Genomic DNA, 26067 nt, shown 5'->3' with positions numbered 1-26067 from the left:
CTCAGTCGCCAAACGTCTGCCGAAGCTGCGGAAACAGCCGGTCCGGCTTGAATGGCGTCGCCGTGAAGCGGACGCCGGTCGCCGCGCGCAGGGCGTTGCCGAGCGCGGCCGCCACTGGATTGTACGGACTCTCGCTCATCGACTTCGCCCCGAGCGGCCCGATGGCATCGGTGGTCTGTGCGAACAGCACCTCGGTGCGTGGCACGTCGGCGTAGGACGGCAGATGATAGTCACGAAAGCGCGGATTGACCACGCGTCCGGTGTCGTCGATCACGATCTCCTCGTACAGCGCAGCTCCCAGCGCTTGCGCGACGCCGCCCTCGACCTGGCCGCGGCACTGCATCGGGTTGGCGACGCGGCCGGCATCCGCCGCCTGCACGCTCTTGAGGATCCTGATCACGCCGGTGTGCTTGTTCACGGCAACGCGAAAGCCTTGGACATTGAACGCGACCGAGCGCGGCGTGCCTTGCGAATTGCCGCTGGCGGAAAGCCGCGTTCCGGTCGTCCCGGCGATACCAACGAACGAGAGGCGCCGCGTGCCGCAGATGACCGCGTCATCGGCGACCTGGCACTCTGCAGCACCGACGTTCCAGCGATCGGCAGCGAATCTCTTGAGCTTACCGGCAAGCGCCTCGGCTGCAGCTTGCGTGGCGCGGCCGGCGACGAATGTTCCGGTCGAGCCATAGGCGCCGGTGTCGTGGCCGCCATGAGCGGTGTCGGACTGCGCGAGCGCGATACGGTCGACCGTCGTGCCGAGCACGGTCGCGGCGATCTGGCGATGCACCGTGCTGGTGCCGTTGCCGAACTCGGCGGTGCCCACCGTGAGCACGAAGCCGCCGTCGCCGCGCAGGCTGATGGTCGTATCGGCGATGTGGCCATCGGGCGGTACAGTGTCGATCATCGTCAGCGCGATACCGTCTCCCTTGAGCCAGTCCGCAGACAAGTCCGGCGCGGGTGTCGGCTCGGCCATGGCGCGCTCGACCAGATCGATGCACTGGTCGAGCCCGTAGGAGCCGTACAGCACGTCGCTATGCTCGGAGCCCGGCGGCGACAGCATGGGATCACCGCACTTGACCATGTTGCGGCGTCGTATCTCGAAGGGGTCGATGCCGAGCTGGATCGCGAGCTCGTCGATGGCCGCTTCGACCGCAAAGGTCGTCTGTGGCAGGCCGTAGCCGCGATAGGCACCGGCCGGCACCGTGTTGGTGTAGGCCGCGACCGCGTCGACCTTCTTGTTCGGACAATTGTAGACCGAGATCGACTCGGCACAGGCGTGAAACAGCACGGGCCCGGCGTGATTGCCGTAAGCGCCGGTGTTGGAGAGTACATCGAGCTGCAGCGCGGTCAGCTTGCCATCCTTGTCGGCGCCGGCCTTGACGGTGACGCGCATCGGGTGACGCGTCGAGGTGGCGATGAACTGCTCCTCGCGGGTGAATTCGAGCTTGACGGGGCGCCCGGTCTTCAACGCTGCGAGCGCCAGGATGTCCTCGACGAACATCTCCTGCTTGCCGCCGAAGCCGCCGCCGACGCGCTCGCAGAACACGCGGACCTTGTCGGGCGCGAGCGCGAAGATCTCACACAGCGCCCGCCGCGTCAGGAAGGGCACCTGTGTGCTGGAACGGACGTTGAGGACGCCGGCGTCGTCGAGCCAGGCGAGACCGCCGTGGGTCTCCAGCGCGGCATGCTGGACACGTTGCGTCGTGAAGGTGCCTTCGTAGGTCGCGGCAGAAGCCGCGAGCGCGGTGGCGACGTCGCCAAACTCGCCGTGGGTCTCGGCGACGATATTGCGATGGACGTCGGCAATGCGATGCTCGCTGCCGCGGCCGGCGTGGATCACCGGTGCACCGGGCGCGATCGCTGCGGCGGGATCGACGACGGCAGGCAGGATCTCGTAGTCGACGACGAGCCGCCGGCAGCCTTCTTCGGCGGCGGCCTCGCTTTCGGCGACGACGGCCGCGACTTTCTGGCCGATGAAGCGGACGACGTCGTCGAGCACGCGCGTGTCGGCCGGATCCATCCAGGCCTGCTCGTGGCGCGCCGTCGAGAACAGCATCGCCGGCGCATCCTCATGCGTCAGCACCGCGTGCACGCCGGGCACGGCCAGCGCGGCCGTCTTGTCGATGCCGACGATGCGCGCGTGAGCATGCGGCGAGCGCAGCAGCTTGATACGCAGCAGGCCCTCGATCGCCGTATCGAACGTGTAGTGCGCCCGTCCCCGGACGACATCCGGCCCTGCCGGCGCGGGCAGGCTGCGGCCAAAAGCTTCGCCGGCCGCGACCTCTTCGATATTGGTGCGGCCCAGCAGCGCATCCTCGATCGCGCGATAGCCGGTGCAGCGGCACAGATTGCCCTTCAGCGCCGCGCCGAGATCCTTCTTCTGCGCCTGGTTCAGCGAGGCACAGGTGACGATCATGCCGGCGGTGCAGAAGCCGCATTGAAAGGCTTGCGCGTCGAGAAAGGCTTGCTGCATCGGATGCAGTCCGTCGTCGGTGGCGAGGCCTTCGACCGTCGTCACCACTTTGCCATCGGCGCGGAATGCCGGGATCAGGCAACTGTGCACCGGCTCGCCGTCGAGCAGCACGGTGCAGGCGCCGCAGTCGCCGGCGTCGCAGCCCTTCTTGACGCCGAAATGGCCGGTGTCGCGCAGAAGCGTGCGCAGGCATTGCCCTGGGCGCGGCGCGGCATCGACCGCCTTGCCGTTGACGATCACGCTCATGGGCGCGCACCGCCCGCAAGTTCAGCGCGGATTTCCTCGGCGAGGCGCAAGGTCATGGCCTTGCGCCAGGCAGGCTTGCCGTGGACATCATCATGATAAAGCGCATCGGGAATGTCGTGCGTGATGGCCGAGCGCAGCTCGTCTGTGCCGGGCATGGCAGCAAAGCGCAGCTGCAACGGCTTCACGGTCGACGCGGTGACGGTGAGCAGCAGGTCGCCGTCGCGGCCCAGCGTGCCGATCAGCAGCGCGCCGGAGCGGCCGACCGGCGTCAGCGCGATCTGGCGGAACGCGGTGCGCCGCTTCAGCGCCGCAAGCGGGATGTCGATCTGGCGCAGCAGGTCGCCACGACCGAGAACGTTGCCGTTATTGCCCGTGACGAAGTCGGCGACCCCGATGCGCTGCTCGCTGCCGTCGCTCTTCCAGATCGTGCAGACCCCTTCGAGTGCTGCGAGCAGCGATATCATCGGGCCGGCCGGGAGCGACATGCAGAGGTTGCCGCCAACGGTCGCGGTCTTCCAGATCTTGAACGAGGCCAGGAACGCGCGGCAGCATTGGTCGATCAGCGGAGCAGCCGTCCAGTCGGCAGGGCATTGCAGGGCGTCGAGTTCTGCGACGGTGCAAGTGGCCCCGACCGTGAGGCCGCTGTCGCTGACCGCGAGCGTCGGCCAGGCGAGATCGGTCAGGTCGATCAGCCGCGACAGATGCACCTGGGGTTCCGAGAACAGCCAGGTCCCGCCGGCCAGCCAGGCATCGCCTGCCTGCCAGGCGGGCAGCTCAGCCCGCGTTCTCGGTCGCACGACCTCGGCAATGGTGTTCAGATCCATGGTGACGCAGGCTCGCCGGCGAACAGTTTCGCCGGTGAAATCCTTGCAAGACCAGCGCCAACTGGCAATAGGATGACCTTGGCCCTTCGCTTGCAAGTGACCAGCACAAGTGACCAGCAAACGCGAACGCCTCCGCAGCGAGATACAGCCATGAGCAACGCGCCGATCTGGATCAAGGACCCGCTCGCCATCCTGGCCGAGGGCGCGGAACGTGGCGTCGTCGTGCAGGACGGCCGCATCGTCGAGCTTGTCCCGGCCGGCGCCGAGCCTGCCACGCCGGGCGCGGTGACCTATGATGCCAGCGCGCATGTCGTCATCCCCGGGCTGATCAACACGCATCATCACTTCTACCAGACGCTGACGCGGGCGCTGCCGGCCGCGATGGATCGCGAGCTGTTCCCCTGGTTGAAGGCGCTCTATCCGATCTGGGCGAAGCTGACGCCCGAGGCGCTGGATGCGGCGGTCACCGTCGCCATGGCGGAGCTGATGCTGTCGGGCTGCACCACGACGACCGACCATCATTACGTGTTTCCCGCCGGCCTCGAGGATGCCGTCGGCATCGAGGTCGCCGCCGCGAAACGGCTCGGCATCCGGGTGCTGCTGACCCGTGGCTCGATGAATCTGTCCGAGCGCGACGGCGGCCTGCCGCCGGACAGCGTGGTGCAGGACGAGGACACGATCCTCGCCGACAGTGAGCGCGTGGTCGCGAAATATCACGAGCGCGGGCCGGACGCGATGGTGCAGATCGCACTGGCGCCGTGCTCGCCATTCTCGGTGACGGGATCCCTGATGCAGAAGACGGCTGCACTCGCCGACAAACTCGACCTGCGCCTGCACACGCATCTGGCAGAGACGGAGGACGAGAACCGCTTCTGCGAGGCGATGTTCGGTTGCCGTCCGCTGGATTATCTCGAGCAGAACGGCTGGCTCGGTCCGCGTACCTGGCTCGCGCATGGCATCTTCTTCAATGCCGACGAGATGAAGCGGCTCGGCAAAGCGAGCACCACCATCAGCCACTGCGCCTGCTCGAACCAGCTGCTCGCCTCCGGCTGCTGTCCGGTGTGCGAGATGGAAGAGGCTGGCGTTGGAATAGGCTTGGGCGTCGACGGCTCGGCCTCCAACGACGGCTCCAACCTGATGCAGGAGGTACGCGCGGCGTTCCTGCTGCAGCGGGCGCGCTATGGCGTCGGGAAGATCAGCCACAAGGATGCGTTGCGCTGGGCGACGAAGGGCTCGGCGGCCTGCGTCGGCCGGCCTGAGCTTGGCGAGATCTCGGTGGGGAAAGCGGCGGATCTAGCGCTGTTCAAGCTCGACGAGCTGCGCTTCTCCGGGGCCGGCAACCCGATCGCAGCACTCGTGCTGTGCGGCGCGCATCGCGCCGATCGCGTCATGGTCGGTGGCCGCTGGACGGTGATCGACGGCGCCATTCCGGGGCTCGACGTCACCGGGCTGATCCGGCGCCACAGCGCGGCGGCGAGTCGGATGCAGGCGGGGTGAAGACGATTGTCAGGCCACCTCCGTGTCCAGGAAGCGCTCGGCGTAATGACAGGCGACGAGGCGGCCGTCGAGCGGACGCAGCGGCGGGCGCTGCGTGCGGCAGAGATCGGTCACATAGGGGCAGCGGGTCGAAAACACGCAGCCGGCCGGCGGGTCGAGCGGCGAGGGCAACTCGCCCTTGGGCACGATGCGCTGACGCTTGCGGCCGAGGCCCGGCGTCGCGTCGACCAGGGCCTGCGCATAGGGATGCAGCGGGCGGGCAAAGATGCGCTCCTTCGGCCCGTGCTCCATCACAAGCCCGAGATACATGATCAGCACGTCGTCGGCGATGTGCCTGACCACGCCGAGGTCGTGCGAGATGAAGAGATAAGCGAGCCCCAGCTCGCGCTGCAGATCAGCCAGCAGGTTGAGCACCTGCGCCTGCACCGACATGTCGAGCGCGGAGACCGGCTCGTCGGCGACCAAAAGCTTCGGCCGCAACATCAAGGCACGCGCGATCGCGATGCGCTGCCGCTGGCCGCCGGAGAACATGTGCGGATAACGGCCATGATGCTCAGGCCGCAGTCCGACCTTGGCCATCATGTCGAGCGCCTGCGCGCGCCGCTCCTGCTTCGACAGACTGGTGTTGATGACCAGCGGCTCCTCGAGAATGGCGCCGACCCGCTTGCGCGGATTGAGCGAGCCATACGGATTCTGGAACACGATCTGCACGGTGCGCCGCAAGGTCTTTGCAGCGCTTGCCGGAGGATGGACGGCGTCGAGCCCGTCGAGCGTGAGCGTGCCGGCATTCGGCTTCTCGATGAGCGTGACGAGCCTCGCGAGAGTCGACTTGCCGCAACCGGATTCGCCGACGACCGCCAGCGTCTTGCCGGCGTCGATGGCGAAGGACACGCCGCCGACGGCCTGCAGTTGCGCCGGGGCGCGGAACAGGCCCTGCTTGACCTCGTAGCTGCGCTTGAGCCCGTCGGCGGTGACGAGCGCCGTCATGACGCGGTCTCGCGTGGCTGGATCGTCGCGCCGGCACGGCGCCGATCGGTCGCGATCCGCTCCTCTCGCGTCGGATCACCGAGGGGATAATGACAACGCACCAGGCCATCGCTCCAGGGACGCAGCTCGGGACGCACCTCATCGGTCAGCGGGGTCGCATAGATACAACGCGGGCTGAACAGGCAGCCGGGCGGCCGGTCGTAGGCGCCGGGCACCACGCCGGGGATGGTGGCGAGTCGCCCGCCGTCGCTCGCTTCCGGGCGCGCCGCCAGCAAGGCGGCCGTGTAGGGATGCTGCGGCGAGGCGAACAGGCTCGAAGTCGGGCGCTGCTCCATGATCTGCCCCGCATACATCACCGCGACCCGTTCGGTCGTGTCCGAGACCACGCCCATGTTGTGGGTGATGAGGATCAGCGCCATGCCGCGGTCGCGCTGCAGCGACAGCAGGAGATCGAGGATCTGGGCCTGGATGGTGACGTCGAGCGCCGTCGTCGGCTCGTCGGCAATGAGGAGCTTCGGATTGCAGGCGATCGCCATCGCGATCATGACGCGCTGGTTCATGCCGCCGGAGAGTTGGTGCGGATAGGCGGAGAGCCTGCTCTCTGCGGCGGGAATGCCGACCTGCTCCAGCAATTCGATCACCCGCCGCCGCGCCGCCTTGCGATCCATTCCCTCGTGGATGCGCAGCGTCTCGGCCAGCTGATAGCCGATCGTGAAGGACGGATTGAGCGACGTCGTCGGCTCCTGGAAGATCATCGCGACGTCCTTGCCGGTGAGGGCGCGCCGCTCGCGGTCGGACAAGGTCTGCAGATCACGTCCCTCGAACAGCAATTTGTCGGCCTGGACCTGGCCGGGGTAGGGCACCAGTCCCATCAGCGCCAGCATGCCGACGCTCTTGCCGGACCCGGACTCGCCGACGATCCCCAGCACCTCGCCCTTGTCGAGCGTGATGCTGACGCCATCCACGGCGCGGACCATGCCGTTCCGCGACGGAAATGCGACCGACAGATTTTCGATCTCGAGAAGCGGCATCGGATCGCCTTCACTCTCCTGGGTGCATCATCGTTTGAGCTTGGGATCGAGCGCGTCGCGCAAGCCATCGCCGAACAGGTTGAAGGCCAGCACGGTCACCAGAATCGCAAGGCCGGGCAAGGTGACGACCCACCAGGCTCGCAGCACGAATTCGCGGGCGTCCGCCAGCATGGTTCCCCATTCGGGCGACGGCGGCTGCGCGCCGAGACCAAGGAAACCGAGCGCGGCCGCATCCAGGATCGCGGTGGAAATACCGAGTGTCGCCTGCACGATCAGCGGAGCCGCGCAATTCGGCAGAACCTCCTTGAACATCAGGCGCAGCCGGCCGGCGCCCATGACCTTGGCCGCGATGACGTAGTCCTTCGAGACCTCGGTGATCACGGCGGCGCGCGCGATCCGTACGTAGTGCGGCAGCAGCACGATCGCGACCGCCAGCATGGCATTCATCAGGCCCGGCCCCAGGATGGCGACGATCACGATCGCGAGCAGAAGGCTCGGCAAGGTCAGCGTGATGTCCATCAGTCGCATGATCGCGATCTCGGTCACGCCGCGGAAAAAGCCTGCGACCAGGCCGAGGATGGTGCCCGCTATCACCGACAACGTCACCACGGCGATGCCGATCAGCAGCGAAAGCCGCGCGCCATGGATGAGACGGGACAGGATATCGCGCCCGATTGCGTCGGTGCCGAGCGGGTAGCTGAGCGAACCGCCCTGCTGCCAAAACGGAGGCTTCAGGAACACCGCATTGTTGGTGAGAACAGGCGAATGCGGCGCGACGCCATCGGCCGACAGCGCAAGCAGGATCAGCACTGCGATCACGACGAGCCCGGCCACGGCTCCCGCATTTTTCGTGAAGTCGTGCCAGAACTCCAGCAACGGGGATGGCGGCGCGCCTGCCGGCGCCACGACGATGTGTGATGGGAGGTTCTCGGCGCTCATCGCGTGTACCGGATGCGGGGATTGATCAGGCCATAGGCGATGTCAACCAGCAGATTGACGGTCATGACGATCGCGCCGATCAACAGCGTGCCGCCCTGCAGCACCGGATAGTCGCGGCGGTTGATGCCCTCGATCAGCCATTTGCCCACGCCCGGCCAGGAAAAGATGGTTTCGGTGAGAATGGCGCCCGTGAACAGCACGCCGACCTGCAGCCCGATCACCGTCACCACCGGGATCAGCGCATTGCGCAAGGCGTGGATCGCGATCACGCGGATGGGTGGCAGCCCCTTGGCACGGGCGGTTCGGATGTAGTCCTCGCCGAGGACCTCCAGCATGGCGGACCGCGTCATGCGGGCGATCACCGCGAGTGGCACCGTTCCGAGCACGATCGTCGGTAAGACGAGATGCGCCAGGGCCGAACGAAACGCGCCGACATCGCCGTCCAGCAGCGTATCGATCAGCAGGAAGCCCGTGACCGGTTCGATGTAGTACTGCACGGCGATCCGGCCCGACACCGGCGTCCAGCCAAGCTGCACTGAAAACAGCAGGATCAGCAGCAGCCCCCACCAGAAGATCGGCATCGAATAGCCGGTGAGCGAGACCCCCATCACGCCGTGGTCAAAGATCGAATTGCGCCGGACCGCAGCGATGATGCCGGCCGGCAGCCCCACGCAGAGCGCAAACAGGATCGCGCAAACCGACAATTCCACCGTCGCGGGGAACAAGGTCTGGAATTCGGCAATCACCGGCTCATGGGTGACGATCGAACGGCCGAGGTCGCCATGCGCCAGCCGCGACAGATAGAAACCATATTGGACCAGCACGGGCCGATCGAAGCCGTAGTCCTTGCGCAGTTGCGCGAGGCGTGCCGGATCGATGCCGCGCTCGCCGGCCATCGTCTCGATCGGATCGCCGGGGATGAGGCGGATCAGCACGAACACGAGCAGCGTGATGCCGATGAAGGTCGGAACCACGAGGCTGAGTCGGGTGAAAGCAAAGCGAAGCATGCCGTTCTCTGTGATTTCCCGGAAGGGCTAGGTCGTGCAGACATGTCGCGGCGGACTCGGTGTTCACCTCTCCACGCTTGCGGGGCCGCGACGAGCTTCGCTCGCGCTGAGAGGTCGGATTGCATCGTCAGATGCAATCCGGGTGAGGGGATACAGGTCTAACCAACTTGCACCGCTCGCGCGTCTGCCCCTCACCCCAGCCCTCTCTCCGTGAAGAACGGGGAGAGGGAGCCTACCGTCTCCTGCACTACAGCTTAGCTCTCAGCGGGCAAGCGGCGGAGCAACTTCGTCCGCTTCTCCCGCGGTCCGCTAGTCCTTGACGTCCACACCATAGAAGCTGTGGCGGCCGAACGGCGACAGCTTGAAGTCGATCACGCGCTTGCTGACGGGCTTCAACTGCACCGCATGGGCGATGGTGAACCACGGTGCCTGCTCCTTGAAGACAACTTGGGCCTGCTCGTAGAGCTTGGCGCGCTCGGCCTGGTCGCTGACGGTCTTGGCTTTCATGACCAGATCGTCGAACGGCTTGTAGCAGAATTTGGCGATGTTCGATCCCGATCCCGACGCCGAGGCGCAGCCAAGCAAGGTGTGCAGGAAATTGTCGGGATCGCCATTGTCGCCGGTCCAGCCGTACATGCCCATCTGGTGCTCTCCGGCCTGCAGGCGCTTGCGGTATTCGCCCCATTCGAACGACTTGATCTCGGCCTTGACGCCGATCTTGGCGAGGTCGGCCTGCATCAGCTCAGCGATGCGCTTGGCGTTCGGATTGTAGGGCCGCTGCACCGGCATGGCCCACAGATCGGTCTCAAGGCCATTCGGGAATCCGGCATCGGCCAGCAGCTTCTTCGCCGCCTCGGGGTCATAGGGATCGTCCTTGACGGCATCGTTGTACGACCACATCGATGGCGGGATCGGATTCTTGGCCGCGATGCCGGTCGACAAATAGACGGCGTCAATGATCGCCTTCTTATTGATCGCCATGCTCAGCGCCTTACGCACGCGCACGTCGTCGAACGGCTTCTTCTGCGTATTGAAGGCGAGATAGCCGACGTTGAGGCCTGGCTGCTCCAGCACGGTGACGTTCGGGTCCTTCCGGATCGTGTCGATATCGGCCGGGTTCGGATAGGGCATCACGTCGCATTCGCCCTTCTGCAGCTTGGCCCAGCGAACGGATGCATCCGGCGTGATCGCATAGACGAGGTCATCGATCTTGGCCTTGCCGCCCCAATATTGCGGGAATGCCTTGTACCGGATCACGGCATCCTTCTGGTACTGCACCAGATAGAATGGACCGGTGCCGATCGGATCCTGGTCGATCTTCTCGGGCGTGCCGGCCTTGAGCATCGCATCGGCATATTCCTTCGACTGGATCGCGGCGAACGGCATCGCGAGATCTGCGAGGAAAGGAGCTTCCGGCTGATTGAGGGTCACCTTGATCGTATAGTCGTCGATCTTCTCGACCGACTTCAAAAGTTTCGGCATCGCCATGTCGCCGAAATAGGAATGGTTCGGGCTCGTCACCTTGAAATAGGGATTTTCTTCCTTCCATTGCCGCTCGATCGAGAACAGAATGTCGTCGGCATTGAAGTCGCGTGTCGGCTTGAACGACTTCGAGGTCGCATGCCATTTCACGCCCTTGCGCAGGTTGAACGTGTAGGTGGTGCCGTCGGGCGAGATCGTCCATGATTCGGCGAGGCCGGGCCCGACCTGCGTGCCGCCGCGCTCGAACTCGACGATGCGATTGTAGATCGGCTCATTGCCATCGAACGACGTCCCGGTCGTGTTGATGCCGGGATAGAAGTTCTCCGGGCTGCCCTCGGAGCAGAAAACCAGGGTCTTGGCGAAGGCGGCCGGAGCAGTCAGTAGCGCCGACGTGCAGATAGCAACGAGCAGGATGGATCTGTTCACGGTTGGAACTCCGGGTTACGGCTGACGGCCGTGCCACACGATGCGATCGGGTAATGATGTACCGCATCATCCGCCGCAACAAAAGGTCCAACTAGCAAAAGGTCCAACTCATGCGCGAGTAGCGATCACCCTGCCGCGAGCCCGGCAGGGTGATCGGTCGTCTACTTCGACTACTTGCCGGGGAGTTTGTCGTCGACGCCCTTGACGTAGAAGTTCATGCCGAGGATCTGGCCGTCGGCGAGATTCGCGCCGCCCTTGCACTCGACTTCCTTGCCGTCCTGGCCGAGCACGGGGCACTTGAACGGATGCAGCTTGCCCGCGGTGATCGCCGCCTGGGTCTCCTCCGCCATCTTCTTCACGTCGTCGGGCATGTTGGTATAGGGCGCCATCTCGAACATCTTGGAGTCCAGGCCGCCCCAGGTGTCCTCGGACTTCCAGGTGCCGTCGAGCTCGGCCTTGACGCGGGCGATGTAGTAGGGGCCCCAGGTGTCGAGGATCGAGGTCAGCTGCGCCTTGGGGCCGAACTTGATCATCTCGGAATCCTGGCCGAAGGCGAGCTTGCCGCGCTCGGCCGCGACCTGCATTGCCGCCGGGCTGTCGGTGTGCTGCATGATGATGTCGGCGCCCTGGTCGAGCAGCGCCTTGGCGGCGTCCGCCTCCTTGCCCGGATCGAACCAGGTGTTCACCCAGATGATCTTGACCTTGATGTTGGGATTGATCGACTGCGCGCCCAGCATCGTGGCGTTGATGCCCGAGACGACTTCGGGAATCGGGAACGAGCCGATATAGCCGAGCACGCCGGCCTTCGACATCTTCGCCGCAATCTGGCCCTGGATGTAGCGGCCCTGATACCAGCGCGCCGAATAGGTCGACATGTTCTTGTCGCGCTTGTAGCCCGTCGAGTGCTCGAAATGCACGTTGGGGTACTTCTTGGCGACCTTCAGGGTCGGATCCATGTAGCCGAACGAGGTCGTGAAGATCAGCTTGTTGCCGGCGCGGACCAGCTGCTCGATGGCGCGCTCGGAGTCGGGGCCTTCCGGCACGTTCTCCAGATAGGTCGTCTCGATCTTGTCGCCGAACTCCTTCACCAGCGCCTGGCGCGCCAGTTCGTGCTGATAGGTCCAGCCGAGATCGCCGATCGGTCCGAGATAGATGAATCCGACCTTCAGCTTGTCTTCGGCGTGAGCTGTTGCGGCGATGCTTCCCACCAGCACCAGCGCGGCGGCAGCCCCCAGAAGCCTTTTCATCATCATCGTCAATATCTCCAAACAGTGAGGGGAAAACTGGGTGATCCCGAGCGTCGCGCCCCACCGCTGGCGCCCGGATGAAGTCGTCAGCGATCCGGCACGAACACCGTTCCCAGCGCGGCAGGCGCGGTCGAACCGCCGGTCCGGGCGCGCGACAGCAGCACCAGCACAATCACGGTGGCGAGATAGGGCAGCGCCGACATGAACTGCGACGGAATGCCGACGCCGGCCCCTTGCGCATGCAGCTGCAGGATGGTCACCGCGCCGAACAGATAGGCGCCGATGACGAGGCGGCCCGGCCGCCACGACGCGAACACGACCAGCGCCAGCGCGATCCAGCCGCGGCCTGCGGTCATGCCCGGAATGAAGAACGGCGTGTAGGCGAGCGGCAGATAGGCGCCGGCGAGGCCCGCGCAGCCGCCGCCGAACAGCACGGCCAGCATGCGGATGCGCAGCACGGGATAGCCCAGCGCGTGGGCCGAGACGTGATTGTCGCCGCAGGCTCGCAGCACGAGACCCGCGCGGCTGCGATAGAGGAACCACCAGACCGCGACGATCAAGGCCAGAGACAAATAGACGAAGGCGTCTTCCCCGAACAGGATGCGGCCGATCAGCGGGATGTCGCTGAGGCCGGGAATGGAGAGGTGCGGCGCGCTGGTGATGCGTTCGCCGACGAAACGCGCGCCGATCAGGCCGGACAGGCCGATTCCGAGAATGGTCAGCGCCAGGCCCGTCGCCACCTGGTTCACGGCAAGGCCGAGGGTCATGAATGCGAAGATCAGCGACATGGCCATGCCGGCCACGATGCCGCAGAGCGCGCCGACGATGATTGATCCTGAGAGCCATGCGCCGCCGAAGCCGCAGGCCGCACCCACGATCATCATGCCCTCGACGCCGAGGTTGAGAACGCCCGCGCGCTCGGTGACGAGTTCACCGGTCGCTGCCAGCAGCAGCGGCGTCGATGCAGCCAGCACCGACAGGATGATTGCTTCAACCAGCACCACTTTGAACCTGCCGCGATGCGAACACGAGCTTGAACCGGTAGAGGATGAGGGAATCGCAGGCGAGCACGTAGAACAGCAGGATGCCCTGGAACACCTTGGTCACATCGAGCGGAATCTTCATCGTGATCTGGGCCTGCTCCCCCCCAATGAACGTCAGCGCGAGGAAAAGTCCTGCAATTAATATTCCAACCGGATTGAGCCGCCCGAGGAAGGCGACGATGATTGCGGTGAAGCCGTAGCCTGGCGAGATGCCCGGTTGCAGATGCCCGATCGGTCCCGCCACCTCGATGATGCCGGCGAGGCCGGCGAGCGCGCCGGATGCGGCGAAGGTCAGGAGGATCAGCTGGTTGGCGTTGAAGCCGCCGAAGCGCGCGGCGCGAGGCGCCACGCCGACGACGCGGATCTCGAAACCCTTGATCGTCCGTTCGAGCAGCACGAAGGCCCCGGCGACGACGATCAGCGCGATGATGCTGCCGAGATGCAGTCGCCCGCCCTCGATCAGGACCGGCACCGTCGCGACCGGATCGAACTCCGCCGTCGTCGGGAAGTTGAAGCCGGCCGGGTCACGCCAGGGTCCGCGCACGAGATAGTCGAGCAGGAGGTCGGCAACATAGACCAGCATCAGGCTAGTGAGAATTTCGCTGGCGCCGAACTTCACACGGCACAGCGCCGGGATCAGCGCGTAGAGCGCACCGGCGACGGCGCCTGCGATCAGCATCGCCGGGAGCACCCAATGTCCGGCCTCGGTGCCCTGCGTCGCCACGGCGATCCAGCTGCCGGCGACGGCGCCGATCAGGAATTGGCCTTCGGCGCCGATGTTCCAGGCGTTGGCGAGATAGCACAGCGACAACCCGATCGCGATCATCACCAGCGGCGTCGCCTTCAACGCGATCTCCTGCAGCGAATAGCTGTCGGTGAGCGGCGCGATGAAGTAGACGCCGAGCGCGGTGATCGGATTCTTGCCGAGCAGGGCGAACAGCACGCTCATGGTCACCAGCGTGAGGCCGATCGCGATCAGAGGTGAGACGAGCGCAATGGCGCGCGAGCGCTCGGCGCGTTTCTCAAGCACGAGCTGCATGCGCCGACTCCTTCTGGTCGAGACTGGCGCCGCCCATCAGCAGCCCCAATCTTTCGCGCGTCGCCTCGGCGCGCGGCAGCGCTTCTGACAAATGCCCGTGAAACATCACGGCGATCCGGTCGGCGATCTCGATCAACTCGTCGAGGTCCTGGCTGGTGACCAGCACGGCGGCGCCGGCACTCGCGAGATCAATCAGCGCCTGGCGGATGATGGCGGCCGCGCCGGCGTCGACGCCCCAGGTCGGCTGGTTGACGATCAGCACCGCCGGCGTCCGCAGGATCTCGCGGCCGACGACGAATTTCTGCAGATTGCCGCCCGACAGGCTGGCGGCCTCAGGGTCGCGCTTGGCCTTGCGGACATCGAACGCCTCGGTGGTGCGGTCGACGGTGCGCAGCGTCGCCGCGGAATTGATGAAGCCGTGACTCACCATGTCGCTGGCGGCGTGCCCCGTCAGCAGCGCATTCTCCGACAGCTTCATGCGAGGCGCGGTGCCATGCCCGAGCCGCTCCTCCGGCACGAACGCTGCGCCCATTTTGCGCCGCTGCGTGATCGAGAGGTTGCCGCAGGCGAGGCCGTCGATGATGATGGTGCCGGGCTCCTTGACCAGACGCTCGCCGGAGAGCGCGGCAAACAACTCGTCCTGCCCGTTGCCCGCGACGCCTGCGATGCCGAGAATTTCGCCGCCCTTCAACTCGAATGAAATGCTCTGCAGGCGGATGCCGTGCAGTTCGCCGGGCTCGAGGGTGAGATCGTTCACCACCAGGCGCGGGACCGTCGTGCGCCGTTCGGCGGGAGGCTTCACTTCCTTGATGTCGGCGCCAACCATCATGCGGGCGAGCGAAGCCGCGGTCTCGAGCCTCGGATTGCAGGTCGCGACCTTCTTGCCGCCGCGTAAAATGGTGGCGGTGTCGCACAGCCGTTTCACCTCATCGAGCTTGTGGCTGATGTAGAGGATGGCGCGGCCTTCCGCCTTCAGGCGCTCCAGCACCACGAACAGCTGGTCGGCCTCCTGCGGCGTCAGCACGGCGGTGGGCTCGTCCAGGATCAGGAATTTCGGGTTCTGCATCAGCGCGCGCACGATCTCGATGCGCTGCCGCTCGCCGACCGACAATTGCCAGACCTCGCGCTTCGGATCGAGCGGCAGGCCGTAGTCGCGCGCGACGTCGGCAAGCCGCGCCGAGATCGCCTTGAACGGCTCCTTGCCGTCGAGCCCGAGCGCCACGTTTTCGGCGACCGTCAGATTGTCGAACAGCGAGAAATGCTGGAACACCATGCCGATGCCGAGCGCCCGCGCTTCGGCGGGTCCCGACAGCTTGATGGGCGCCCCCTGCCAGCGCAGCTCGCCGGCGCTTGGCTGCACCAGCCCGTAGATGGTCTTGACCAAGGTCGACTTGCCGGCGCCGTTCTCGCCCAGCAGCGCGTGAATCTCACGCGGGAAGATCTCGATGTCGATCCTGTCGTTGGCGAGGAAATCGCCATAGCGCTTGGTCAATCCGATCGTTTGCAGGAGCGGATGCGTCGTATGAGGATCGGACGGCGCGGGGTCAGTCATTTGCTTCGTGGCAGGGAATGGAACTGCCTCAATTGTGAGCTAATTTGCGGCTGTGCGTAAGAGGCGAAAAGCGCCATCCTCTGCCCAACTCTTGCACAAGACGGCTCGCCCTCCCTGCAACACTGCGGTGCGCTGGTGGTTGCAGAGCTCTCGCGCTGCAATCGATCGCTTAGGGAGGTCGGCGAGCTGACGTGTGGCACTTTTACGACAGTTTGCGGAAATCCGTCCACCGCAGCAGTCTGCCCGTTGGATGAGCAGCGTCATTCAATGCGTGGCGCGCGCCGCGCCCAGTGACCCGATCGTTCGCGGATGCGGTTCGAAGGCCGCGCCCTGTCGGCCAGAAAAACCTCAACATTGTGAAGCGGCAAGATTGATTGGGCGTGAGCCGGAGCCGCGGCCAATCGTCCCATCTCCTGGAACCCGATGGATGCCCGCGCCGCCGCAATGCGGCGGAAGCTTGATCAAAGTGCGGGCAATGCCTGGAAAAAGTTGAGGCTTCTCGCGCTGAAGCAACCGGGCAAGTGTGCATGCAAGTCCGGAATCGGTGCTTGCTAATTGGGGGTGTTCTACATGTCGTTCTATAAATCCATTGCCGCTGCCATTGCGCTCGGCGCGGCAGTCCTGGCGTCCGCGGCTCCCGCCGGAGCGGCCGATCTGCCGGCCAAGGCGGTCGCGAAGAAGGCGGCGGACCTGCCGTTCTTTCTCGTCGTCGACAACCGCGTCAGCTTCTCCTGGATGCCAAAGGGGACGGATCCTGGCGTATTTTCGACGCGGCCGGGCGGCGGCATCAACAGCACCACGGCCAAACAGGTCTATTCGTTCAGCCACTTCGACGTCTGGCAGTACGGGACCAACTTCTTCACCATCTCGATGTTCAAGTCGGATCACAACGATCCCGCCAACCCCTGCACCAATGCCGGCGTGATCTTCAATCCCGGCACAGGCGTAGCTACGCCCGCCTCGTGCGAAGGTGCTACCGAGATCTACGGCCTGTTCCGCTCGACATTCGGCTGGAATCAGATCTTCAACACCAACGCCTTCACGATGGGGCCGCTGCACAACATCTCGTTCGAGGTGGGCATGGACGCCAACACCGAGAACAACTATCTCTCGCCGGCCAAGCGCTCGATGGTTGCCGGTCTGCAGTTCGCATTCGACCTGCCTTACAAGGGCTACTTCAACGCCGCTCCGCTGCTTTACTATGAGTTCTACAATCGCAATGCCTTCACGCAGTGTGGCGCCGGTTGGCAGCTTCCGGCTGCGGCCGTTCCGGGTGTGAACTGCCTGAACGACGGCAACCGCAGCTTCAATCCAACCTGGGCCCTCGAGCTGAACTACTACATGGATCTCGGCTTCCTGCCCCCGAACATGCAGTTCTGGTCGATCAGCGGCCGCGCCGCCTGGTATGGCGAGAAGGGCAACGAGAACAGCCCGCTGCCTGGCACGAAGACTGCGATCGAGTTCAACTCGGAGCCGATTCGTCTGACCTTTGATGCTTCCAAGGCCTTCATGGGGGACAAGTACTCCCACTTCGTGGACGTCTGGGTGGCCTATCGTTACTGGCAGAACAAGTTTGGTCTCGACCACAAGGCCAGCGCGGTCTGCGTCGGAAATGCGAGCTGTACCGAAGAAACGGTGTATGGCGGCGTGACCGTCAAGTTCTGATACCGATCGAAGGAACTGAAGAAGGCGCCGTGACCCGGGTCGCGGCGCCTTCTCTATCTGTCCCAGACGCCTTCATGCAGCGCGGCGGCTTCGTCCTCCAGCAGCGGACCCTCGACCTCCGTCCTGCGCTGTCCGCTCGCAAAGACGTCGCGGCAGGGCAGGTCGAGCGTCGGGTTTTCCGGATGGTCGCCGGTGAAGTCGCGCAGCCGCCGTTCGCTCAGCCCATAGACCACACGCCCGACGCCTGCCCAATAGATCGCGCCGGCGCACATCGCGCAGGGCTCGGCTGAAGAATACAGCGTCGACGCGGCCCTGATCTCGGGCGCGATCGTCGTGCAGGCCTGGGTCGCGAGCAGCCGCTCGGCATGCGCCGTGGCATCGCGTCCTGGCATGTAGCCGTTTTCAGCTTCGATCAGCACGTGACCGTCGGCATCGACGAGGACGGCAGCGAACGGATGATTGCCGTGCGACATCGCGCGGCGGGCGACCGCGAAGCTGTGGCGCAGGAAACGCATATCGCGCTCGCTTGTGCCGGACAGCCCCCGTTCATCTCCTGCCTCGTCTGTCTGTGCCGTCATCGCCTGGACCCATTCGCGGATTGAGCGATCCTGCGCTCACGAGACGAGCTGCGCAAGCGTGGCGGAACCGATGCCCGCAACTCGCGTTTCCCGGCGCACCAAGAGCGCGGATGGCAGGCAGGCGAAATGGCGGCAAACGCAGATTCCAAGATCGCCGTCTATGCCGCGCTTGTCGGCAACGTCCTGGTGGCCTGCACGAAGATTGCAGCGGCCGTCTGGACCGGCAGTTCGGCGATGATGAGCGAGGCGATCCACTCGGTCGTCGATACCTCGAACGAGCTGCTGCTGCTGTATGGATTTCATCGCGCAAGCCGCCCGCCGGATCGGCTGCATCCACTCGGTTACGGGCGTGAACTCTACTTCTGGAGCTTCATCGTCGCGCTGCTGCTGTTCGCGCTGGGGGCGGGCGTCTCGCTGTACGAGGGCGTCGCGCATTTGATGCAGCCCGTTCCGATCGAGAGCCCGACGGTGAGCTACGTCGTGCTTGGCCTCTCATTTGTGTTCGAGGCAGGCTCGTGGTGGGTGGCGGTGCGGCGCTTTCGCGCGGCTGCCCCGGGCCTGTCTTATGTCGAGGCCTTCCGGCGCAGCAAGGATCCGCCAGCCTTCATGGTCGTATTCGAGGACAGTGCCGCATTGATCGGCATCCTCATTGCCGCTGCGGCGACTGCGGCGGCCGTGGCCTTCGAGGAGCCGGCATGGGACGGTATCGGCTCGATCCTCATCGGACTGGTGCTTGCGGTCACCTCGATCGTACTGGCGCGAGAAAGCAAGAGCCTTCTCATCGGCGAGCCGGCGGACCCGGAGCTGGCGCGCTCGGTCATCGAGATTGCGCGGCACGTGAAGGGGGTGCGTGCCGCGAATGGTCTACTTACTGTGCAACTGTCGCCGCAGCAGGTCGTGGTCGCGCTCAGCATCGAGTTCGCCGATGATATGCGCGCGGACGACATCGAACGTGCCGTCGTCGCGATCGAGACCGAGCTCAGGGCCCGCCATCCGGTCATTGCGGCGCTGTTCGTCAAGCCGCAGACCAGCGTTCGCTTCCAGGAACTACGCGAACGCCGGCTGCATGATGGTTCGGCTCCCGCCTGAGGTCGTTAGCGGTAGACCACGTCGCTGCGTGCCGACGTAAGCCGCACCAACATGCCGATCTGGTAGATCGCGGAGAGAGCGACGAGGACGTAGACGACCCTGGCGATAGGGGAAGACGTCGCGGTTTCTGCGGCGCCGTTGCCGACGATCGCGGTGACGAGATCGAAGTCGAACAGGCCGACGAGGCCCCAGTTCAATCCTCCGACGATGACGAGAATGAGAGTCACGATGTTGAGTGCGCGCACGGTTCTGCTCCTTGGCCGAGGCATGAGGTGCCGGGTCAAACCGAGCAGGGGCGGCTCGTTCCTAAGGCTGCGTTCGTGCGACCAAAGGCGCGCTCAGCAGCACGATGACGAGCAGTGCGGCCAGGATCCAGAATGCAGCCGGCAGGCTGGTCGCCGCCGCGACGAAGCCGATGCCGGCCGGCCCGAGTAGCACGCCGGAGTAGCCGGCGGTGGTGACGGCAGCGACTGCAAGGCCGACCGGCATCGCGGTCTGTGCGCCGGCCCGGCGAAACAGCACCGGGACCAAGTTCGACGCGCCGAGGCCGATCAGTGCAAAGCCTGCCATGGCAGTCAGAACTGAGGGAACCGTCAGCAGCAGGACGAAGCCCACGATCGCGATGGCGCTACCCCACAGCAACGTCGCGCGATCGCCGACCCTTGCGACGACGCCATCGCCGACGAGACGCCCGGCGGTCATCGCGATCGAGAACATGATGTAGCCGAGCCCGGCCTGAGCAGCGGGCAGGCGGCCCGAGCCGGTCAGCAGCAATGCGCTCCAATCGAGCATCGCACCTTCGACCAGGAACATGATCGCAGCCAGCGCGGCCAGCAGCAGCACCGCGCCGTGTGGAAGCACGAGCAGAGGACCCGACTGAGCGGGTTTGTTGGCCACCAGGCGTGGGGCCGCGACAATCATCGCGACCAGGGCGAGCGCGCAGCAGGCCAGCGTGCCGGGCAGGGGCGCGACATCGACCGCGAGCAGCGCGGTCATCACGCCGGAGCCTGCAAAGCCGCCGATGCTGAACTGCGCGTGGAAGCCGGACATCAGCGGCCGCTCGCTGAGCCGCTCGACCTCGATTGCCTGGATGTTCACGGCGACGTCGAGCGAGCCCAGCGCCGCGCCGAATGCGAACAATGCGAGCGCGAGTGTCGCCGGCGTTGCTGCAATCGCCAGCAGCGGCAGGAACAGTGGCAGCCCGATGCCGCTGACGATGATGACGGGCCTACTGCCGTAACGGGCGCTCAGGAGTCCGGCGGCCAGCATCGATGCGACCGAGCCGACGCCGAGTGAGAGCAGCAGCAGCCCGAGCGTCGCATCATCGACGCCGAGCCGCTGCTTGGCGAACGGCACCAGCGGTGCCCAGCAGGCGATGCCGAAGCCGGCGACGAAAAAGGCCAGGCGGGTCGCGAGCCGCGCCGCGCGGTGATCAGAAGTCATTTGGAGGGTTCCTGAAACTCTGGAAGGCGCCGTCATGCGGGCGGGCTGGCCGTCACGATCGTGGCTCCCGCCCGTCTGAGCAGGGCAAGCCGGGCCGCCGGCGCGTCATGCTCGACGATTGTCTGGCTGATCGTCTTGGCGGCGGCGATCCGGTGAGGCGCCCGGGTTTCGAGCTTCTCATTTGTGACCATGGCGACGCTCACGCGGCTCAGCGACAGCAGCGTCCGCTTGAAGGCTGCGTCCGTCGGATCAAGCGCGCTGATGCCGCCTTGCGCCGACACCGCGCAGGCGCCGACAAAGCAGCGGTCGATGTTCAAGCGCTGCACCTGCATCAGGGCGTCAGCGTCGACGCAGCCGCCGACTGCGGCGTGAACGGAGCCGCCGATCACGATCAGATGCAGGTCCTGCCGGTGCAGCACGGCCGCGGCAATGTCGACGGCGTTGGTCGCGATGGTGAGGTCGAAATCGTCGGGTAGGACCTCAGCGAGTGCGAGATTGGTGCTGCCGCTGTCGAGGAAGAGAAATTCGCCGCGCGCGATGCTGCGGACGGCCGTCCGGGCGAGCGCCAGCTTGCGTTCGCGGTCCTGCCCGATCCGCGCCGCCATCGGTGTCATGCCGCCGGCGATGGGCAATGCGCCGCCATACACCCGGCGGCAGCGTCCCTCGGCAGCCAGCGCGCGCAGATCGCGCCGGATCGCATCCTCGGAGACGCCGAATTCGTTGGCGAGGGCGGCGGCGATGACCGCTTGCCCCGCAGAGAGGCGACCGGCGATCTGGTCGCGGCGAGCCAATGGAAGGTCCGACATGTCGCCTCGATATCATGCACAAACGAGAATGACAACGTGCATAATCGTGCATCGCGCAATTTGTTGTTTGCGCGGCCCGCCGGGCGTGCCATTGCCAGCACGTCGAACTGTTCGGGAGCAGGGTGTGACCGCGGTCTATTCGTCAGCAGCGCCGGCCTTTGTCGCCGTCGACTGGGGAACCTCCAGCTTTCGCGCCTGGCTGATGGCTGGCGACGGGACGGAGTTGGCCGAGAGCCGTGGTGGCGAGGGCATGTTGCATTGCGCGACATCCGGCTTCGCGCCAGTGCTGGCCGATCATCTGGCGAAGCTCGGCGCATCGGCCGATGTGCCGGTGCTGATCTGCGGCATGGCCGGCGCACGGCAAGGCTGGGCCGAGGCACCGTACCTGCACACGCCCACCCGTCTCGATGCGCTGCACGCCGGCGCGATCCGCGTCGCCACGGACGGCGATGTCAGGATCCTGCCGGGGCTCGCGCAGGCGCGGCCGGATCAGCCGGACGTGATGCGCGGCGAAGAAACCCAACTCCTTGGCGTCACCGAGCCGGATTTCAGCGGGATCGTCTGCATCCCCGGGACCCATAGCAAGTGGATCCGCATCGACGCCGGCGCGGTGATCGATTTCGCCACCTATATGACGGGAGAGTTGTTCGCGGTCATCTCCCAGCACAGCATCCTGGTGCACGCCGTCGAGCCCGGTGGATCAGGCGCGGAGGACGGCGGGCCGTTCCGCGCGGGCCTTGCGTCGATATTGGCTGCGCCGACCAGCTTGACCAGCGCGCTGTTTCGGCTGCGCGCGGCGCAACTGCTCGGCTTCGAGCAGCGGTCGGATGGAGCTGCACGGCTCTCGGGACTTCTGATCGGTGCCGAGATCGCCGATGCTCGCGCGCGCTTCGGTGCCGAGCTTCCGCTGCGATTGATCGGAGCAGGCCGGCTCGGCCAGCTCTATCGTGAGGCGCTGGCTGTGACTGGTTTCGACGTGAACGAATGCGATGCCGAGCAGGCGTCGCGCCGCGGCCTGATCAAGGCCGCGCGGCAGATCTGGGGAGCGCGTTTTTGATATGACACAGTCCGTTGCCTGGCCGGTTGTGAAGCGGTCCCTGGTTGCGATCTTGCGCGGCATCAAGCCCGACGAGGCGGAAGGGATCGTCGATGTCCTGATCGAGGCAGGCTTCGAGATGATCGAGGTTCCGCTCAACTCGCCGGATCCGTTCGTCTCGATCGAGCGCCTGGCGACACGGTTCGGCAAGCAGTGCCTGATCGGCGCAGGGACGGTCGTCAATGCGCCGGACTGCGTAAGGGTCGCGGAGGCCGGCGGCCGCCTGATGGTCAGTCCGAACGTCGATGCGGAAGTGCTGGCGACGGCGCAGGCCTACGACATGGTGACGATGCCCGGCGTGCTCACGCCGAGCGAAGCATTTCTCGCGTTGCGCTGCGGCGCCTCGGCTCTGAAGTTTTTCCCGGCCTCGGTGCTCGGCCCGTCGGGAATTGCGGCGCAACTCGCCGTGTTGCCGAAGGGCGTCGTGGTCGGCGCTGTCGGCGGCGTGTCGGACACCAATCTCGCCTCCTACGTCGCGGCCGGCGTGCGCGCCTTCGGTCTCGGCTCGAGCCTGTACAAGCCGGGCATGACTGCGAGCGATGTGCGTGCGACCGCGCGCGCATCCGTGCGCGCCTATGACGAAGCCACGGCGTCGGCGTGAGGGCCGAAGTCGTCATTCCAGCGCGAGCTGCGGATCGCCACGACGACCCGCAGACCAGCGGGCCGTCCGATCAGCCGCGGCCTCCGCTGCTCAACTGGCGGCGGCGTTGATCTCCGGCGATCCGCCTTCTTCCGCCGGTTGTGTGAACGCCTGCAGCGCCTCCGCCATCTGCATGCGGCCGCCGACGCCGGTGATGATGATGTCGACCATCATGAACGACGAATGGAAATGGCCGCGCGCCTTGAGCTGCCCGGCGGGCACACCGGCCGCGGCGAGGGCGTCCGCATAGGCGATGCCTTCGTCGCGCAGCGGATCGAACTCGCAGGTGACGACATAGGCCGGCGGCAGGCCCTGAAGCTTGCCGCGCAAGGGCGACACGCGCGGGTCGGTGCGATCGGCCGGCGAGCAGTAGATGTCCCAGAACCAGAACATCAACGAGCGCGTCAGGAAGTAGCCCGTGGCGTTGTCCGTGTAGGACGGGCGATCGAAGCTGCAGTCGGTGGCCGGGCACACCAGCAGCTGGCCGCCGATCACGGGACCGCCGCGGTCGCGCGCGAGCTGACAGGTGACTGCAGCGATGTTGCCGCCCGCGCTCCAGCCCGCGACCAGCACCGGGCCCTCCCGGCCGCCGAGTTCGGCGGCGTGCTCGGACACCCAGCGCGTCGCCGCGTAGCCGTCCTCGGCGGCTGCCGGGAAGCGATGCTCCGGCGCATGGCGATAGCCGACGCTGACGAAGATCATGTCGGAGCGGCGGCACATGTCGCGGCAGAACGGATCGTCCGATTGCTCGTCGCCGAGCACCCAGCCGCCGCCATGGAAGTAGACGACGATCGGATGCGGTCCCGGCGTGGCCGGACGATAAAGCCGGTAGGGCAGCGGACCGTCGGCGCCTTGCAGCGTGCCGTCCTTCACTTCACCCACGGGGCGTCCCGGCGGCCGGGTCTTATTGAACTCGGCGATGAAGTCGCGTGCGCCTTGCGCGCCCATCGATTCGATCGGCGGCAGGTTCATCTCGGTCAGCATGTTCAGCACCAGCCGGACATCCGGCTGCAGCTTCACGATCTCGCCGTCGTTGCATTGGGTTGCGCCGTTCGGACCGGTCAGCTTGAAGCCGAGCATGCCGCGGCTGACGATCTCGTTGCAGATGCCGCGATACGGGCCCACGCCGCCGGTATAGGGCATCAATGTCTGCGGTTTGCCCGGCACGTTGGCGCCCGTGTACCAGGTGTTGGCGAGCCGATGCAGCGTCACCGTCGAACAGTCCGCCATGTGGCGCATCCAGCCGGCCTGTGCGGTGTCCGTCGGCTCGATGGTCGTGAAGCCGCCCTCGCGCATCGCTGACAGGCGATCCACGACGAAGTCGACATGCTGCTCGATCGACACGGCCATGTTCGACAGCACCGATGGGCTGCCGGGACCGGTGATGAGGAACAGATTGGGGAAGCCGGCGACGGTCAGCCCGAGATAGGTCTCCGGACCGTTCGCCCAGCTGTCGTCGAGCGACTTGCCGCCGCGTCCCTTGATCGGATGCACGGCGCGGATTGCACCGGTCATGGCATCGAAGCCGGTCGCGAACACGATGACATCGATGTCGAAGCTGCGTTTCTCCGTCTTGATGCCGTTCGCGGTGATGGACGCAATCGGCTCCTGGCGCAGATTGACCAGCGTGACGTTGGGACGGTTGAACGTCTGATAGTAGTTGGTGTCTAGGCACGGACGCTTGGCGCCGAACGGATGGTCGTGGGGCGTCAGCGCTTCGGCGGTCTCGGGATCCTTGACGATCTCATGAATCTTCTCACGGATCAGGTCTGCGAGCAGAGCATTGCCGTCCGCGTCGACGCCCTGGTCGGCCCAGAGCTGCGTCAGCATGCCGACGAGATCACCGGAGGCCCACAGCTTCTCGAAGCGCTCGCGGCGCTCGGCCTCGGTCATCTGCCAGCTGAACTCCGTGGCCGGCGGAATCGGCACCCCGGTCAGCGACCAGCGCGCCTGCTCGCGAAGCGCATTGCGATCCTGCGCGAGCTGTGCGGCGCGATCCGCCGGCAGCGGGCCATTGTGCGCAGGGAGCGCGAAGTTCGGCGTGCGCTGGAACACCGTCAGCTGCGACGCCTGCTCGGCGATGATCGGAATCGACTGGATCGCGGACGAGCCGGTGCCGATCACGGCGACCCGCTTGCCACTGAGATCGACTCCGTCATGCGGCCAGCGGCTGGTGAAGTAGATCTCGCCCTTGAAGTCTTGGACGCCGTCGATTTCCGGCGGCTTCGGCTGCGACAGGCAACCGGTCGCCATGACGTAGTGGCGGCAGGAGACGGCAGGGCCCTTGTCGGTCGTGAGCAGCCAGCGCTCCTTGGACTGGTCCCAGGCGGCGCCGAGGACGCGGGTGCCGAAACGGATGTCCCGCCGCAGATCATACCGATCGGCAACGAAACCGAGATAGCGCAGGATCTCCGGCTGGGTGGCGTATTTCTCCGACCACTGCCAGGCGGTTTCGAGCTCGGGATCGAAGGTGTAGCTGTAGTCGACGGTCTGGATGTCGCAGCGCGCGCCGGGATAGCGGTTCCAGTACCAGGTGCCGCCGACATCGTTGGCGGTGTCCAGCGCCACCGCCGAGAGACCGGCCTTGCGCAGGCGATGCAGCAGGTACAATCCCGCAAATCCGGCGCCGACGACGCCGACATCGACCGTCTGAACTTCGCCTTGAGTCGATTCCGACGCGCCTGCCTCGACCATTCCGTCTGACATGCTGACCTCCCGATGATTTTGTGATTGGTCGAAAGGCTAGCTCATGCTCGCATGGTTTGTCAGCAGCCAAAACAACGATCTGCGGTTGTTGCAGTGCGGATCGTGCAGCGCGGTCGGTATGCCAGGCGCCGATTTTGCATCGCCGGTCAAAACCCCGGTGCGGAGTGGACAAACCTCTGAGAAAGCGACAGAAAGCGATCTTACCGCGTCGCATTCACCAAGTTTCAACGCATCGCGACTGTAACAACCGCTAC

Annotated in this window: 21 protein-coding genes; 5 read left to right on the top strand and 16 right to left on the bottom strand. The window is 65.6% G+C overall.

Annotated elements, in window-relative coordinates; translation table 11 throughout:
- Position 1 precedes the first annotated feature (1 nt).
- The gene (locus S58_RS28445) at positions 2 to 2716 is read right to left on the bottom strand and encodes a molybdopterin-dependent oxidoreductase (protein WP_015668871.1); all 2715 of its coding nucleotides are present in this window, start codon (positions 2714 to 2716) and stop codon (positions 2 to 4) included.
- Positions 2713 to 3540, bottom strand: coding sequence for an FAD binding domain-containing protein (locus S58_RS28440; protein ID WP_015668870.1), 828 nt, complete (start codon positions 3538 to 3540; stop codon positions 2713 to 2715). Before S58_RS28440 ends, S58_RS28445 begins: the two co-directional genes overlap by 4 nt.
- A gap of 150 nt (positions 3541 to 3690) precedes the next feature.
- Here S58_RS28440 and S58_RS28435 point away from each other — a divergent pair, with 150 nt between their 5' ends.
- The gene (locus S58_RS28435) at positions 3691 to 5037 is read left to right on the top strand and encodes an 8-oxoguanine deaminase (protein ID WP_015668869.1); all 1347 of its coding nucleotides are present in this window, start codon (positions 3691 to 3693) and stop codon (positions 5035 to 5037) included.
- Positions 5038 to 5046: 9 nt separating this feature from the next.
- Here the strand turns inward: S58_RS28435 and S58_RS28430 are convergent, their stop codons facing one another.
- From S58_RS28430 to S58_RS28390, 9 genes are all read right to left on the bottom strand, one after another.
- Positions 5047 to 6024 (bottom strand): peptide ABC transporter ATP-binding protein, encoded by a 978-nt coding sequence (locus tag S58_RS28430; RefSeq protein ID WP_015668868.1) that lies wholly within the window; start codon positions 6022 to 6024, stop codon positions 5047 to 5049.
- A complete protein-coding gene (locus S58_RS28425) occupies positions 6021 to 7055 on the bottom strand; it encodes an ABC transporter ATP-binding protein (RefSeq protein WP_015668867.1) in 1035 nt (344 codons plus the stop codon). The genes S58_RS28430 and S58_RS28425 overlap by 4 nt, the downstream gene beginning before the upstream one ends.
- Positions 7056 to 7082: 27 nt before the next feature.
- On the bottom strand, positions 7083 to 7994 hold the full coding sequence (locus S58_RS28420; protein WP_015668866.1) for an ABC transporter permease subunit: 912 nt from the start codon (positions 7992 to 7994) through the stop codon (positions 7083 to 7085).
- A complete protein-coding gene (locus S58_RS28415; RefSeq protein WP_015668865.1) occupies positions 7991 to 9001 on the bottom strand; it encodes an ABC transporter permease subunit in 1011 nt (336 codons plus the stop codon). The genes S58_RS28420 and S58_RS28415 overlap by 4 nt, the downstream gene beginning before the upstream one ends.
- Positions 9002 to 9310: 309 nt before the next feature.
- Entirely contained in the window at positions 9311 to 10909 is a 1599-nt protein-coding gene (locus S58_RS28410) for an ABC transporter substrate-binding protein (RefSeq protein WP_015668864.1), read from the bottom strand.
- 170 nt (positions 10910 to 11079) lie between these two features.
- Entirely contained in the window at positions 11080 to 12159 is a 1080-nt protein-coding gene (locus S58_RS28405) for a BMP family ABC transporter substrate-binding protein (protein ID WP_042340986.1), read from the bottom strand.
- 83 nt (positions 12160 to 12242) lie between these two features.
- Complete coding sequence (locus tag S58_RS28400; RefSeq protein ID WP_015668862.1) at positions 12243 to 13160, bottom strand: ABC transporter permease; 918 nt, start codon at positions 13158 to 13160, stop codon at positions 12243 to 12245.
- Positions 13147 to 14238: an ABC transporter permease gene (locus S58_RS28395; protein WP_015668861.1), complete on the bottom strand. Its 1092-nt coding sequence runs from the start codon at positions 14236 to 14238 to the stop codon at positions 13147 to 13149. Before S58_RS28395 ends, S58_RS28400 begins: the two co-directional genes overlap by 14 nt.
- Positions 14222 to 15790 (bottom strand): ABC transporter ATP-binding protein, encoded by a 1569-nt coding sequence (locus S58_RS28390; protein ID WP_015668860.1) that lies wholly within the window; start codon positions 15788 to 15790, stop codon positions 14222 to 14224. The genes S58_RS28395 and S58_RS28390 overlap by 17 nt, the downstream gene beginning before the upstream one ends.
- Positions 15791 to 16360: 570 nt before the next feature.
- Here S58_RS28390 and S58_RS28385 point away from each other — a divergent pair.
- Positions 16361 to 17455 carry a hypothetical protein gene (locus tag S58_RS28385; protein WP_042340985.1) on the top strand — a complete coding sequence of 365 codons (1095 nt, stop codon included), beginning with the start codon at positions 16361 to 16363 and terminating at the stop codon, positions 17453 to 17455.
- Positions 17456 to 17508: 53 nt separating this feature from the next.
- Here S58_RS28385 and S58_RS28380 read toward each other — a convergent pair whose 3' ends face one another.
- A complete protein-coding gene (locus tag S58_RS28380) occupies positions 17509 to 17970 on the bottom strand; it encodes a nucleoside deaminase (protein WP_015668858.1) in 462 nt (153 codons plus the stop codon).
- Between the two features lie 189 nt (positions 17971 to 18159).
- Between S58_RS28380 and S58_RS28375 the strand changes: the two genes are divergently transcribed.
- Complete coding sequence (locus S58_RS28375; RefSeq protein WP_015668857.1) at positions 18160 to 19122, top strand: cation diffusion facilitator family transporter; 963 nt, start codon at positions 18160 to 18162, stop codon at positions 19120 to 19122.
- A 5-nt stretch (positions 19123 to 19127) separates the two neighbouring features.
- Here S58_RS28375 and S58_RS28370 read toward each other — a convergent pair whose 3' ends face one another.
- From S58_RS28370 to S58_RS28360, 3 genes are all read right to left on the bottom strand, one after another.
- Complete coding sequence (locus tag S58_RS28370) at positions 19128 to 19367, bottom strand: DUF378 domain-containing protein (protein WP_015668856.1); 240 nt, start codon at positions 19365 to 19367, stop codon at positions 19128 to 19130.
- A 61-nt stretch (positions 19368 to 19428) separates the two neighbouring features.
- A complete protein-coding gene (locus S58_RS28365; RefSeq protein WP_015668855.1) occupies positions 19429 to 20565 on the bottom strand; it encodes an MFS transporter in 1137 nt (378 codons plus the stop codon).
- Positions 20566 to 20597: 32 nt separating this feature from the next.
- A complete protein-coding gene (locus S58_RS28360) occupies positions 20598 to 21371 on the bottom strand; it encodes a DeoR/GlpR family DNA-binding transcription regulator (RefSeq protein ID WP_015668854.1) in 774 nt (257 codons plus the stop codon).
- 124 nt (positions 21372 to 21495) lie between these two features.
- On the opposite strand from S58_RS28360, the gene S58_RS28355 reads away from it, so the two are divergent.
- Together S58_RS28355 and S58_RS28350 are read left to right on the top strand one after the other, a co-directional pair.
- On the top strand, positions 21496 to 22428 hold the full coding sequence (locus S58_RS28355; RefSeq protein WP_015668853.1) for a 2-dehydro-3-deoxygalactonokinase: 933 nt from the start codon (positions 21496 to 21498) through the stop codon (positions 22426 to 22428).
- A 1-nt stretch (position 22429) separates the two neighbouring features.
- Positions 22430 to 23068 (top strand): 2-dehydro-3-deoxy-6-phosphogalactonate aldolase, encoded by a 639-nt coding sequence (locus S58_RS28350; RefSeq protein ID WP_015668852.1) that lies wholly within the window; start codon positions 22430 to 22432, stop codon positions 23066 to 23068.
- A 90-nt stretch (positions 23069 to 23158) separates the two neighbouring features.
- Here S58_RS28350 and S58_RS28345 read toward each other — a convergent pair whose 3' ends face one another.
- A complete protein-coding gene (locus S58_RS28345; protein ID WP_015668851.1) occupies positions 23159 to 25813 on the bottom strand; it encodes a flavin-containing monooxygenase in 2655 nt (884 codons plus the stop codon).
- Between the last annotated feature and the right edge of the window lie 254 nt (positions 25814 to 26067).

Origin of the sequence: Bradyrhizobium oligotrophicum S58 (genome assembly GCF_000344805.1) — a bacterium.
Lineage (GTDB): Bacteria > Pseudomonadota > Alphaproteobacteria > Rhizobiales > Xanthobacteraceae > Bradyrhizobium > Bradyrhizobium oligotrophicum.
Note: the sequence above shows the minus strand (reverse complement) of the source record. Positions and strands in the feature narration are given on the sequence as shown.